The organism is Streptomyces sp. NPDC000941 (genome assembly GCF_053599555.1).
This window is the reverse complement of record NZ_JBSFMM010000274.1, coordinates 1-13270: the sequence shown is the minus strand read 5'-3', so window position 1 is coordinate 13270 and position 13270 is coordinate 1. Positions and strand designations below refer to the sequence as shown.

9 protein-coding genes are annotated in these 13270 nt (G+C 69.1%); 6 read left to right on the top strand and 3 right to left on the bottom strand.

The window, feature by feature from the left end; translation table 11 throughout:
- On the bottom strand, positions 1–1492 hold a 1492-nt coding region (locus ACWDSL_RS47085; RefSeq protein ID WP_450495097.1), incomplete at its 3' end, for a type I polyketide synthase.
- 249 nt (positions 1493–1741) lie between these two features.
- On the opposite strand from ACWDSL_RS47085, the gene ACWDSL_RS47080 reads away from it, so the two are divergent.
- The 5 genes from ACWDSL_RS47080 to ACWDSL_RS47060 are packed head-to-tail and all read left to right on the top strand — an operon-like array spanning position 1742 to position 7397.
- On the top strand, positions 1742–2773 hold the full coding sequence (locus tag ACWDSL_RS47080) for a 3-oxoacyl-ACP synthase III family protein (protein WP_450495095.1): 1032 nt from the start codon (positions 1742–1744) through the stop codon (positions 2771–2773).
- Positions 2774–2789: 16 nt separating this feature from the next.
- Positions 2790–4796 carry an HAD-IIIC family phosphatase gene (locus ACWDSL_RS47075; RefSeq protein WP_450495093.1) on the top strand — a complete coding sequence of 669 codons (2007 nt, stop codon included), beginning with the start codon at positions 2790–2792 and terminating at the stop codon, positions 4794–4796.
- Entirely contained in the window at positions 4796–5023 is a 228-nt protein-coding gene (locus ACWDSL_RS47070) for an acyl carrier protein (protein WP_450495092.1), read from the top strand. The genes ACWDSL_RS47075 and ACWDSL_RS47070 overlap by 1 nt, the downstream gene beginning before the upstream one ends.
- Positions 5024–5034: 11 nt before the next feature.
- Positions 5035–5886: a thioesterase II family protein gene (locus ACWDSL_RS47065; RefSeq protein WP_450495091.1), complete on the top strand. Its 852-nt coding sequence runs from the start codon at positions 5035–5037 to the stop codon at positions 5884–5886.
- Positions 5883–7397: an FAD-dependent monooxygenase gene (locus ACWDSL_RS47060; protein WP_450495089.1), complete on the top strand. Its 1515-nt coding sequence runs from the start codon at positions 5883–5885 to the stop codon at positions 7395–7397. The genes ACWDSL_RS47065 and ACWDSL_RS47060 overlap by 4 nt, the downstream gene beginning before the upstream one ends.
- A 32-nt stretch (positions 7398–7429) precedes the next feature.
- Here ACWDSL_RS47060 and ACWDSL_RS47055 read toward each other — a convergent pair whose 3' ends face one another.
- Together ACWDSL_RS47055 and ACWDSL_RS47050 are read right to left on the bottom strand one after the other, a co-directional pair.
- Entirely contained in the window at positions 7430–8212 is a 783-nt protein-coding gene (locus ACWDSL_RS47055; protein WP_450495087.1) for an AfsR/SARP family transcriptional regulator, read from the bottom strand.
- A gap of 211 nt (positions 8213–8423) precedes the next feature.
- Complete coding sequence (locus tag ACWDSL_RS47050; protein WP_450495085.1) at positions 8424–11273, bottom strand: helix-turn-helix transcriptional regulator; 2850 nt, start codon at positions 11271–11273, stop codon at positions 8424–8426.
- A 395-nt stretch (positions 11274–11668) separates the two neighbouring features.
- Between ACWDSL_RS47050 and ACWDSL_RS47045 the strand changes: the two genes are divergently transcribed.
- The coding region (locus ACWDSL_RS47045) for a type I polyketide synthase (protein ID WP_450495098.1) at positions 11669–13270 on the top strand (1602 nt) is incomplete at its 3' end.

Sequence of the window (13270 nt, the reverse complement as noted above, 5' to 3'; positions counted from 1 at the left end):
CCGCCTGCTCCCGCAACGCCACCGGTGTCTTCCCCGACACCGGCCACACCACCGGCAGACCCGACTCCTCCTCGGACTCCTCCACCGGCTCCTCGACCGGCGCCTGCTCCAAAATCACGTGCGCGTTCGTACCGCTGATACCGAACGACGACACACCCGCCCGCCGCGGCCGATCCGCCTCCGGCCATGCACGGGCCTCCGTCAGCAGCCGTACCTGCCCCGCCTCCCAGTCGACATGCGATGTCGGCTCATCCACATGCAGCGTCCGCGGCAGCACACCACGCCGCATCGCCTCCACCATCTTGATCACACCCGCCACACCCGCAGCCGCCTGCGCATGCCCGATGTTCGACTTAACCGAACCCAGCCAAAGCGGCTCCCCACCGTCACGCCCCTGCCCGTACGTCGCCAGCAGCGCCTGCGCCTCGATCGGATCACCCAGCTTCGTACCCGTCCCATGCGCCTCGACCGCGTCCACGTCGGACGCAGCCAGCCGCGCGCTGTCCAGCGCCTGCCGGATCACCCGCTCCTGCGACGGACCGTTCGGCGCGGTGAGCTGACTGCTGGTGCCGTCCTGGTTCACGGCCGAACCCCGTACCACCGCCAGCACACGATGCCCCCGCCGCCGGGCATCCGACAGCCGCTCCAGCACCAGGACACCAACACCCTCGCCCAGCCCCGTACCGTCCGCGGCGCCCGCGAACGCCTTGACGCGGCCATCGGGCGCCAGCCCCCGCTGGCGGCTGAAGTCCTGGAGCGTACTGGGGGTGGCCATGATGGTGACACCGCCTGCGAGCGCGAGACCGCATTCGCCGTTGCGCAGCGCCTGCACCGCCAGGTGCAAGGCCACCAGGGACGACGAGCACGCGGTGTCCACCGTCACCGCCGGACCCTCCAGCCCGAACACATACGACACCCGGCCCGAGGCCACACTTCCGGCGCTGCCGTTGACGACGTATCCGGCGACTCCTTCGGGGAGCTCAGCGGAGTGCAGGCGCACGCCGTAGTCGTCGTACATGACACCGGCGAACACACCGGTGTCGGTGCCGCGCACGCTCTCGGCGTCGATGCCGGCGTGCTCGAACGCCTCCCACACGCCCTCCAGCAGCAGCCGCTGCTGCGGATCCGTCGCCAGCGCCTCACGCGGACTGATCCCGAAGAACCCCGCATCGAACCCGCCCGCCTCATGCAGGAACCCGCCGCTGCGGGCGTAGCAGGTGCCGGAGCGGTCGGGGTCGGGGTCGTAGAGGGCGTCCAGGTCCCAGCCGCGATCGGCGGGGAAGGGGGAGATGGCATCCGCCTCGTCGGACAGCAGCTGCCAGAGGCCCTCGGGTGAGGTCACTCCGCCGGGCAGCCGGCAGCTCATGCCCACGATCGCGATCGGCTCCTTCCCGCGAGCCTCGGCCGCGCGCAGGTGCTCCCGCGTCTGGTGCAGTTCGGCCGTGACGCGCTTGAGGTAATCGCGGAGCTTTCCTTCGTTCGTGTTCGCCATCTGCAGCCATTCCCTCGGGGGCGGACGCGGACCGGTAGCTCGGTCGTGTCAGGAGCGGAGTGCCGGGGGCGTGCGTGGCATCAACCCGCAGCATTGGCAACATCGCCGAGCCAGCTAAGGGAGCCCTTGACGGGTCCTAAAGCCCAGCGGCCACTTAGGGAGGCTTAAGCCCAGGTCCCGACGATGGGCCGGGCAGCGCCTTCGCTGCCGCAATCCCTGTACGTCACCACCGCTGTGGGAGAGGACCGGATGGACGGCACGGACACACGGATTCTTTCGGTCGGTACGGCCCTGCCGGGACCGCTCCTCGACAATGCCGCGCTGGCCCGACGGTTCGGATTGGACGAACTCTGGGAACAGTGGATCGAAGCGTTCATCGGCGCGAGCACCCGGCATCTCGCCGTCGATCTGGAGAGTGGCGAGGTGGTCTCGTCACTCACCGATCTGGGTGAGGCCGCGGCCCGCGGCGCGCTGGAGAACGCGGGTCTTGAGCCGGGCGACGTCGATGTCATGGTGCTCGGTACCGCCATGCCCGACCAGTTGATGCCGACGACCGTGAACATGATCGCGGACCGGCTCGGGATCAACGAGGTGCCGACGTACCAGCTCCAGTCGGGCTGCACGGGTGCCGTCCAGGCGATGGACCTCGGCCGGCAGATGCTGCTCGCCGAGGGACGCCGGCACGCACTCGTCATAGGCGGCGAAGTGTGCGCCAAGCACTACGACCTGTCCGTCGACGTCAAGAAGATGGCTCCGGATGAGCTGGTGAACCTGCTGTTGTTCGGGGATGCGGCGGGAGCCGCGGTACTCACCACGGACGACATCCCGGAGACCCTGGTCGTGCGCAGGCTGCTGAACCGGCTCACCGGTCTCGGCCGGCCTCCGGGGCAGACGGTGGACTGGTTCGGTCTGATCGACCGCGGGTCGGCGCGGCAGGCGGTGAGCGAGGACTACAAGGCGATCGAGGAATCGGTGCCGGTCATGTCGGCCGAGATCCTGCGGGAGCTGCTGGACGACCTCGGCTGGGACCAGACCGACGTCGACTACCTGCTGCCGCCGCAGCTGTCGGTGAAGATGACCGGCCGGATCGTCGAGGAGCTGAACGTGCCCGGGGCGGAGGAGATCTCGTGCGTGTCGGAGATCTCCAACACCGGCAACGCGCTGCCCTTCTTCCAACTGGAGCAGCTCCTTCCGCAGATGGCCGACGGCGACCGGGCCGTCGGGATCGCTGTGGAGTCGAGCAAGTGGATCAAAGCCGGTTATGCCCTGGAGAAGGTCTGAGAGGTCGTCTGCTCCCATGACTACGTCCATCCCCGTAGCGTCATCACCCCTCCCCTCCGAGGACGCGTTCGCCACGTTCTGGGCGCTGTGTGCCGAGGACCGGGTCGTCGACGAGCTGCCGCAGGCGCTCGCCCTGCTGGCCTCGACGACCGACGCGGAGCTGGCGCGGGCCGGTCGGGTGCTCGCCGGGCTCGACTCCGACGACGTGCTGCGGGCGCATCCCGCGCTGCCGACGGTCCGCGTGGCGATCACCGGACACAGCACGCTCAACGCGCTGGTACCCGCACTGGCCGGGCAGTTGGCCCGGCACGGCCTGTGGGCTGTGCCGAGACTGTCCGACTTCGACAGCTATGTCTTCGACCTGACGGACCCTTCCAGCGGGCTGTACGCGCACGGACCCGACCTCACGTTATGTGTGCTGGATCCTCGGGTCGTGCTCGACAAACTGCCGAGCCCGTGGACGGTGCAGGACCTGTCCCATGTGCTCGACGCCGAGCTTCGGCTGCTGGAAGGCCTGGTGGCGCGGTTCGGGGACACGGCCGGTGGCGGGACGCTCGTCCTCAACACGATGCCGCTGCCGTACGCCCTGACAGCGCAGCTGGTCGACCTGAGGTCGCGGGCTCGTGCGGGTGCGGTATGGCGGGAGGCCAACGCCCGGCTGCTGCGTCTTACGGATGCCCATCCCTCACTGGTCGTGCTCGACCTCGACGCTGTGAACGACGCCGAGCGGGAGAAGTGCACGGCGGCCGACACTCGGCTGAGCCTTTACGCGAAGGCCCACCTGTCGCCCGAGACCCTGGGCTCGTACGCACGGGAAGTCGGCCATCTGGCCCGGATGATCAAGGGGCGGCTGCGCAAGTGCCTTGTCCTGGACCTCGACAACACGGTGTGGGGAGGGATCCTGGGGGACGACGGCCCCGAGGGCATCGAGGTCGCCGACACGTACCGCGGTGAGGCGTTCCGGGCCTTCCAGCGGGTGGCGCGGCAGATCGCCGCGCAGGGCGTACTGCTCGCCGCGGTGAGCAAGAACGACCTGGAGCCCGTGCGCGAGGTGCTGCGCGACCATCCCGGTATGACCCTGCGCGAGGACGACTTTGTGCGGGTGGTCGCCAACTGGCGGCCGAAGCACGAGAACCTGCGCCAACTGGCGGCGGACCTCAACATCGGTGTCGACAGTTTCGTCTTCGTGGACGACAGCCCCTACGAGCGCGGTTTGGTGCGCCGGGAGCTCCCGGAGGTGGCGGTTGTCGACATCGACGACGAGCCGGCGCTGCACGGGGAGCGGCTGTTGCGGGACGGCTGGTTCACCGCGCGGGAGCTGACCAGCGAGGACCGCAAGCGTCCCGAGCGCTACCGCGACGAGCTGGTGCGCCAGGACTTCCTCAACGACTTCGACTCGCTCGACGACTACCTGCGCGAGCTGGGTGTCACCGTACGGCTCAGCGCGGTCGAGGAGCGGGACGTGCCCCGGATCTCGCAGATCACGTTGCGCACCAACCAGTTCAACATGACGGGCCACCGTCTCCAGCCGGACGACGTCCGGGAGTGGTGCGCGGATTCCGCCGCGCTGGCGCTCGCCGTCCATGCTTCGGACCGGTTCGGCGACAACGGCATCGTGGGCGCCGTCTTCCTGCGCTTCGAGGGCGACACCGCGGTGCTGCACAACTTCCTCCTCAGCTGCCGGGTGTTCTCCCGTGGCATCGAGCAGAGCTGTATGTCGGCCGTACTCCGGTACGCGAAGCGGCGCGGTGCGCGGGCGGTCACGGGGAGGTACGTGCGCACGGCCAAGAACGGGAAGGTGGCGGACTTCTACGAGCGGGCGGGATTTGTGCCGCTGGACAGGCTGGACAGGCTGGACAGGCTGGACAGGCTGGACAGGCTGGACAGGCTGGACAGGCTGGACAGGGATGAGGCTTCGGCCACGTTCTGCCACGACCTCGGCGAGATTGCCGACGCGCCGGGACACGTGGCTCTCACCGAGCACTTCGGCGACCTCCACCACGGGCACGAGGGAGACAACTGATGAAGAGCGTGGATGAGTTCGTATCGCTGGTCAACGGCGAGCTCGGTATTCCGGTGACGCGGGAGACCGTCGGAGCTCCGTTCGACGCGCTGCCGAAGTGGGACTCGGTGCTTCTGCTGTCCCTGCTCGTGCTGCTCGAGCGGGAGACTCAGCGGCGCATCGCCGTTCCCGCGGCCTTGGAGTCGACCAGCCTGCTGGATCTGTACGAGATGGCGGTCACATCGTGATTCCGCGCTTCATGGTGCCTGCGGGTGTCGACACCGCTTCCGACACGGCTTCCGACACCGCTACGGCGCCGCTGAGTCCGTATCTGACTCGGCAGCCCGATCCTGAGGCCGGGCTACTGCTGTTCTGTCTGCATCACGCGGGCGGTGCCGCGTCGTGGTTCCGTGGCTGGCAGGCCCAGTTGGGGCCCGTGGCGGACGTGGTACCCGTGCAGCTGCCGGGGCGTGAGCGACGGGTGCACGAGCCACGGGTGCGGGAGCTGGACCTCCTGGTGCCGGAGCTGGACCGGGCCCTGGACCCGTATCTGTCCGCCGCCGGATCGCAGCCGTACGCGCTGTACGGGCACAGCATGGGCGCCCTGATCGCCTATCGGCTGATCCGGCACCGTGCCGAGGCGGGCCGCTCGCTGCCGGTGATGCTGCTGGCGGGCGCGCATCCGGCGCCGCAGCAACCGCAAGGGCTGCGGGATGTGCCGGATCTGTCCGAGGGCGAGCTGGTGGAGTGGCTTGTCCGCATCGGTGGGCTGTCCCGGCAGTTGCTGTGCCATCCGGAGTGGTTGCAGTGGGCCGTGTCACTGGTCCGGGACGACCTGGCGCTGTGCGCGAGTCACCGTCCCGAGGACGCCGATCCGCTGCCGTGTCCCGTGCATGTGTTCACCGGTTCGGACGATCCACTGGTCTCCGCGGCGGAGGCGTCGGCCTGGGTCGGGCAGAGCCTGGTGTCCTGCGACGTCCACGTGTTCCCGGGCGGTCACTTCTTTCCCCGCGACGCGGGCATGGAGGAGTTCTTCGACCGCCTGTCGGGCGTCCTGTCCCACGGGGCGCTTCTCCACCACCGTTCTCTTCCCGGAAGGACCGCTCCATGAGTACGTCGAAGACGTCGGCCACACCTCAGATTCCGGCCGCACCGGACCGCACCGTGGTGATCGCCGGGGGCGGTCCGACGGGCATGATGCTCGCGCACGAACTGGGGCTCGCCGGGGTGCCGGCCGTCGTCCTGGAACGCGAGCCCCGAATCGGTGACCACTCGCACAACCTGGGGGTGCATCCGCGGGCCGTCGAGGCGTTCGAACAGCGCGGACTCCTGCCCGAGTTCGGCAGTGACTTCGAGCCGTGGCCGCGGCTGCACTTCTCCATGCTGTGGCTGGACGTACCGCGGTCCGGCGACGACTTCACGGTCATTATCGAGCAGCGCCTTCAGCAGGAGGTGCTGACCCGGCGCGCGACCGAACTCGGGGTCGAGGTGCGGCGCGGCCATGAGGTCGTGGGCGTTGAGCAGCACGAGGACGCCGTGACCGTGACGGTGCGCTCGGGCGGCGAGGGCGGCGAGGTGTACACGCTGCCGTGCCGCTATCTCGTCGGAGCGGACGGGCCGCTCAGCACCACCCGGGAGCTGGCCGAATTCGCCTGCGACGAGAGTCCGGTGTCGTACTACGGCATCTTCGGTGACGTGGAGCTGCCGGAGGGCGCGGAGGCCGGTTTCGTCACCGATGTCAACGCCCGGGGGATCTTCTGCATCTGGCCGTTCCAGGAGAACGTCATCCGGGTCATGTCGATCGAGTTCGACGCGCGGCCCGACGGTCCCGAAACGCCGGTGACGCTGGAAGAGCTGACGAGCAGCATCCGCCGGGTCACCGGCCAGGAGATGAAGTTCCACAACCTGCGCTGGGCGCACCGCTACGGCGGTACCACGCTGCATGCGCGTGACTACCGGAAGGGGAACGTGTTCCTCGCCGGTGACGCCGCGCACCGGCACTTCGTACACGCCAACCACGGGCACAACACCGGGATCCACGATGCCGTGAACCTGGGCTGGAAGCTCGGCGCCGACCTCAACGGCTGGGCGCCGCGGGGGCTGCTCGACAGCTACAGCGCCGAGCGGCACCCCGTCGGGGAGCGTGCCTGCGGGCACGGCCAGGCACAGCTGGAGATCATGCAGAGCCTGGAGCGTTCGCCGGGACTGCGCCGGCTGGTCGGCGAGCTCATCGAACTGGACGACGCCAACCGGCACTTCGTCACCCGTGTGACGAACGTCCGGTACCCGCTGGGGCCGGCCGAGACGGCTCATCCGTTGCTGGGTGCCCGCGTTCCGAAGGCTCTGCTCGGGTCCGCGGTTACCGCCGCGGGCACACATCCGCTGCATCGGGCCCGTGGGGTCCTGTTCGACCTGTCGGCGGGCGGGAATGCCGCAGCGGCCGGCGTGGTGAAGGGCTGGCAGGACCGGGTGTCCGTGGTGGCGGCAGGTCCGGTGGACGGTGTCGACGCGGCGGGGCTGCTGGTACGGCCCGACGGGTTCGTGGCCTGGGTCAGCACCGACGACGACGCAGTCGACGGGCTGACCGAGGCGCTCACGACATGGTTCGGGATTCCTGGCTGATCATCCGATGGCTCGGTCTCGGCGGGACGGGATCACACCCTCGTCCCGCCGACGAGCATGCTGGTGTCGGTCAGTACGGCCTGGTGCACATCGCGCAGGGACTGGCAGGGCTCCAGGCCGAGTTCGGCGCGGAGGGTCTCGCGGGCCCTCTGGTAGACGGCGAGCGCTTCGGCTCGCCGGTCGGAGCGGTACAGGGAGATCATCAGGTAGCGGTGGAACGCCTCGCGCAGCGGGTGGTCGGCGACCAGGGAGTAGAGGCGGCCGATGACTTCCCGATGCCATCCGAGGGCGAGGCTGGACTCGACCAGTAGCTCGATGCACCCCAGGCGGACTTCGTTCAGGCGCGACGCGTAGCCGTAGATGATCGGGCCGTCGCAGAGATCCAGCAGGGCCGGCCCCCGCCACAGCGCGAGCGCGCGTTCGAACATGTCGACGGCCTCGGCGTGGCGCCCCTGGCGGGCCCTGCGCCGCCCCTCCTCGACGAAGGTCTGGAATTCGTGTGCGTCGAATTCGTCACCGCCCAGAGTCAGCATGTATCCCTGCGGCGTGGTGACGATGGGGCTGGCGTCGCTGCCGTCCCTTTTCAATATCTTTCGCAGTTGCGATACATAGACGTGGAGTGCGGCGCTCGCCCGCCGCGGCGCCTTGTTCCCCCAGAGTTCGGCGATCAGCCGCCCCGACGGAACGGTCTCACCGAAACTGGCGAGTAGGGCCGTGAGCAGGGTCTCCACTTTTCGGGCACCAATGGTGACCTCACGCCCTTCGTCCACGATGCGGAAAGTGCCCAGGATCTCGTAGCGCATGCCATCCCCCATCTTGAGATCTTCGGGTTCACAGTCGTACGTCTTATTGTTGGCGCATGCACACGCACGAGCCAACCCCACCCCTCCCCCTACAATCTCACTCGAGAAACCCCTGAGACGCTGTTGCGCCCAGGTTTCTATGACATCAACGCCAAAGGCCCCGGTATCTCAGCAGCCGGATACCAGGGCCTTTCACATTCTGAAAAAATCAATTGACAGGTGGTCAGGCCACCTGGTTCGTGGGAAGCCGGAGCTGAGGCGGCAGTTCCTGGCGCCGTGCGATGTTCAGTTTCCGGTAGACGCGGGTCAGATGCTGTTCGACTGTGCTCACCGTTACATGCAGTTGCGAAGCGATCTCACGATTGGTGTGCCCGAAGGCCGCGAGGGAGGCCACACGCCGTTCCGACTCGCTGAGCTTGGACTGGGCATCGTCCTCTCCCTCGAATTCCACGCTGGGGCCGCGGAGCTGTTCGCACAGTTCCTTGGCACCGCACTCGTTCGCCAGCCGCCACGCGCGCTCCAGGACGGGCTCGCTCAGGCTCCGGTCGCCCATGGCCTGGTGGGCGTGGCCCAGATCCACCAGCGCCTTCGCCAGTTCGTAGATGTCACCGGACCGCTGCAGCTCCCCCACGGCACGGGTGAGCAGCCGCCGCCGCAGGGGCGGCTCGGCCGTCGATGCGCGCAGGCGCAGGATCATCCCGCGGGTGTGGGCGTTGCTGACGTCCACGGCCGCGGCCTGTTCGGTGATGAGGCGTTCGGCCTCGTTCTTCTCGCCGAGGCGCAGCCAGGTCTCGGCCGCGTCGATGCGCCAGGGGATCAGCTCCGGCCGGTCGATGCCCCACCCGGCAGCACGGCGTCCCACGCGCAGGAAGTCGTCCAGCGCGGCCTGGGCGTGTCCGATGGCGAGCAGATAGCGGCCCCTTGCGCGCAGGTACCCGAAGCCATCGACGGTACGGTGCACGCGTTCGGGCAGGCTCTGGCTCAGATACCGGGACGCGTCCTCGTACCGGCCGGTGGCCGTGGCGGCGAGGACCCGGCAGGCGATGGGGCCGGCCACGTAAGCGCTGTCCGCCCCCGGGGGTACGTCGGCCAGGGCCTCGGCGGCTTCTTCCTCGGCCTCCGCGAACCGGCCCTGCAGCAGCAGCACTTCGGCGTGGACGGCGCTGACCCAGGCCCGCCATCCCGGGGCTCCGCGCCAGTTGCACTCGTCGGCCAGCGCCTCGCACCAGCGTGTCGCGGCATCGGAGCGGTCGGCGAAGGCGAGGGCCTTGACCACGTTGAGCATCCCGGGCAGCTCCATGTCGCTGAAGTAGGAGCGCGTGCTCGGGTAGCTGCCGACGACCCGAATCGCCAGTCCGGCGTCGGCGCCCCAGCCCGGCAGGGTCCACAGAGCCGTCGTCGCCAGCAGCGCGGGCTCCGCCGCGGCGTGCGCGAGGCTCATCCGGAACTCCCGCTCGGCCTCGTTCAGCGCGATCGTGGGCCGTGAGCCACGCAGCGTCGCCGCACGCCGACGGGGCGGGCGCGGTTCGGCCGGCAGGGACAGCTTGGGCACTTCGGCCTCCAGGCCGACCTTCGGCCGGGCCTCGCTGCTGATCACGGCCTCGCTCAGCCAGCCCGCGGTAAGCGCGCTCTCGGTGACATAGCCCCGGGAGCGCACCATACGGGCGAGGCTCTCCAGCGACAGCACCGACAGTTGGTGCCGCCGCGCGGCGGCGAGAGCCTGGTCGAGGAACGGTTCGGCCGCCGTGGGATTAACCCGGTGGACCACTTCGGCGAGCCGGACCCGGATCTCGGCGCGGCGCAGGTCGTCGCCGCACATGTCAACCGCCGCTTCCAGGTAGCCGACGGCATGCTCGGCCCGGTCCGCGCCGAGGGCGCTCTCCGCGGCCTCTACGAGGACTTGCAGGCCCCAAGGGTGGCGGATGCTGCCGCAGGCCGCCACGTGGTCCGCGACGACGGAGACACACTCCCCCTCGTCGTGCAGGAGTTCCGCGGCGCGCTGGTGGAGTTCGGCCAGGCGGTCGGCCGCGAGACCCTCGTACACGGCCGTCCGGACGGCGACGTGCCGGTACGAGCTGTCGGTGACCAGGCCCGCGGCGCGCAGGCAGGCCACACCCCGCTCGGCGGCATGCCGGTCGATGCCCAGCATCCGGCCGGCCCGGCGCACGGAGGCGCCCGATTCGAGCACTGCGAACGCCGCGGCGATGTCCGTGACTTCGGGTCCGCTCTCGACGAGGCACGTTTGCAACGCCTGAGTGAACAGCCCGCCCGGGTGCAGCCCCGATGAGGCATCGATATCCTCCGTGGCCCCTTCCCGGCTGCGCTCCTCGGTCACGGCCCGCAGCAACAGAGGGTTCCCGCCGGTCAGCGCGCACATCTCGTCCACCGCACGGCGCGACGAGGCAGCCGCGCACCTGCCGTCCAGCAGGCGTGCCACGCCGTCCCGGCTCAGGGGGCCTACGGACAGTCGGGCGAAGGCGGGCTGACGCAGCAGCTCCGCCTCGAACAGGCTGTCTCTCGGCTTCTGGTGCAGCGCGATCGTCAGCAGGAAGGAGAGTCGTGAGCCGCGTGAACGGCGCACCAGGTACTTGAGGAACTGCAGGGACACTTCATCGACGTGATGCAGGTCGTCTACCGCGATGACAACGGGCCGCCTTTGGGCCAGTTCACTGAGATCGACGAACGCGCTGTGCATCACACGGGACCAGAAAGGATCGTCGATGCGGAAATCCGTGCCATCGACCGCCGCGTGGTCGGCAGCCGAATCCACGAGCCTGCAGAGCCGGTCGCGGATATCATGGTGAATATCGGCCCCGCCTAACTGACGTAATATTCCGGCGAACAACTTGCGTTCCTGGTACGAACCAGAGGCTTCGAGGACGAAAGCCTCATGGTGCACCGCCTGCTCGATACCGAAATGCAGCAATTCGCTTTTTCCGCAACCGACGGGGCCCTCAATCAGCACGACCGAGTTTCGGGAAGACTCCGAGTCGAAGAACGCCGCTCTCAAGGCACGTACTTCGGCCTCGCGTTCAATCAGCAACTTGAACACCCCTCCGCGATACGAGTCCATGGACACGCCCACGAGGGCTACCGGTGGCCCGGACCGCCCTCAGGCAACCTACCATGAAATTGTGGCAGAGGCTGCCAACTCTTGGCACAACGTGATCGCCGAACAGCAAGGCATCCCGTAACCCTGAGTGAGAAATGCGGAATTCCTGCTTTCCATCAACGCTGAGGGCACCGCCCGCCGACACGGCCCTGCACCCGGGCGCTCCTCCCTCGGCTTTAGGCGCCGCCAAGGAACTCTTTGGGGCGCCGACGGACCCTGCTCGGGTCAGCCGGACGCATCTGCCGGATCAAGGGCCGCCGCGGTCAAGCGTTGCGGTCACGTCTTCCTCATCACAAGGGCGGTTGAGCGTGAACTCCAGTGTGCCCGGGCTCCCCACGACCTCTGCCGCAGAGGCCATCCGAGACCCACGTGAGCGAGCCATCGCTGTCATCGGCATGTCATGCCGACTGCCGCAGGCTCGAGGGCTGGACGCCTACTGGCAGCTGTTGTGCTCCGGGACGAGCGCGGTCACGGAAACGCCCCCCACTCGGTGGGATGCCTCGTCACTCCACGACAGCGACTTCAGCGCACCCGGCAAGGTGACCACCCGGTACGGCGGCTACCTCGACGACGGCGATGTCCGCGGGTTCGACGCCGACTTCTTCGGCATCAGCCCCCGCGAGGCGCAGGCCATGGACCCGCAGCAGCGCATGCTGCTCGAACTGGCCTGGGAGGCCCTGGAGAACGCACGGGTCGTCCCTGAGCGCCTCGGCACCACCGCCACCGGGGTGTTCGTGGGCGCCATGTGGGACGACTACACCACCCTGCTGCGCGACAACGGCCTGGAAGCCATCTCCCGACACAGCCTCATCGGCACCCAGCGCAGCATTCTCGCCAATCGCATCTCCTACCACCTGGGCCTCACCGGCCCCAGCCTCACCGTCGACAGCGGGCAGTCCTCCAGCCTCGTCGCTGTGCACCTGGCCGTCGAGAGCCTGCGACGCGGCGAGTCCTCCCTCGCCATAGCCGCGGGCATCACCCTCAACCTCGTGCCCGAGAGCACCGTGACGGCGGGCAAGCTCGGCGGCCTCTCCCCCGACGGCCGCTGCTACACCTTCGACGCCCGCGCCAACGGCTACATTCGTGGCGAGGGCTGCGGCGTGGTCGTGCTCAAGCCCCTCGCCCAAGCGCTGGCCGACGGCGATCCGATCCACTGCGTGATCCGCGGTTCCGCCGTCAACAACGACGGCGGCGGCGCGAGCATCGCCACCCCGCGCGCCGAGGCCCAGGAGCGCGTTCTGCGACTCGCCTACGCCGATGCTCAGCTCCCCGCCGACCACGTGCAGTACGTAGAGCTCCACGGCACCGGCACCCCCGTCGGCGACCCGGTCGAAGCGGCCGCGCTCGGCGCCGCCCTCGGCACCGAGCGCGATGCCGACAACCCCATCCACGTCGGCTCCGTCAAGACCAACATCGGCCACCTGGAGAGCGCGGCAGGGATCGCCGGGCTGGTCAAGACCGCCCTCAGCATCAAGCACCGCACCCTGCCGCCGAGCCTCAACTTCGAGTCCCCCAATCCCCAGATCCCGCTCGACGAGCTGCGGCTTCGCGTGCAGACGGAGACCGGTCCCTGGCCGCACCCCGACCGGCCCCTGATCGCCGGAGTCTCGTCGTGGGGGATGGGCGGTACGAACGCCCATGTCATCCTCGAGGAGGCGCCGGTCGGGGAGCCGGTGGAGGAGGCCGAGGAGGAGTCTGGTCTGCCGGTGGTGTGGCCGGTGTCGGCGAAGACTGCGGCCGCGTTGCGCGAGCAGGCCGCCCGGCTGGCCACGCACATCCGCCACACCGGGCAGGAGGAGGTGGACGCGGCGGCGGTGGCTCACACCCTCACCCACGGCCGGACCCACTTCGAGCAGCGGGCCGCCGTCGTGGGCGGCTCGGTGACCGAACTCCTCGCGGGCCTGGACGCACTGGCCACAGACCAGCCCCACGCCACCCTGGTCACCGGACAGGTCACC

Coding starts and splice junctions, on each gene's coding strand:
- ACWDSL_RS47060 (WP_450495089.1), top strand. CDS start 5,883: ATGAGTACGTCGAAGACGTCGGCCACACCTCAGATTCCGGCCGCACCG.
- ACWDSL_RS47070 (WP_450495092.1), top strand. CDS start 4,796: ATGAAGAGCGTGGATGAGTTCGTATCGCTGGTCAACGGCGAGCTCGGT.
- ACWDSL_RS47080 (WP_450495095.1), top strand. CDS start 1,742: ATGGACGGCACGGACACACGGATTCTTTCGGTCGGTACGGCCCTGCCG.
- ACWDSL_RS47050 (WP_450495085.1), bottom strand. CDS start 11,273: ATGGACTCGTATCGCGGAGGGGTGTTCAAGTTGCTGATTGAACGCGAG.
- ACWDSL_RS47055 (WP_450495087.1), bottom strand. CDS start 8,212: ATGGGGGATGGCATGCGCTACGAGATCCTGGGCACTTTCCGCATCGTG.
- ACWDSL_RS47065 (WP_450495091.1), top strand. CDS start 5,035: ATGGTGCCTGCGGGTGTCGACACCGCTTCCGACACGGCTTCCGACACC.
- ACWDSL_RS47075 (WP_450495093.1), top strand. CDS start 2,790: ATGACTACGTCCATCCCCGTAGCGTCATCACCCCTCCCCTCCGAGGAC.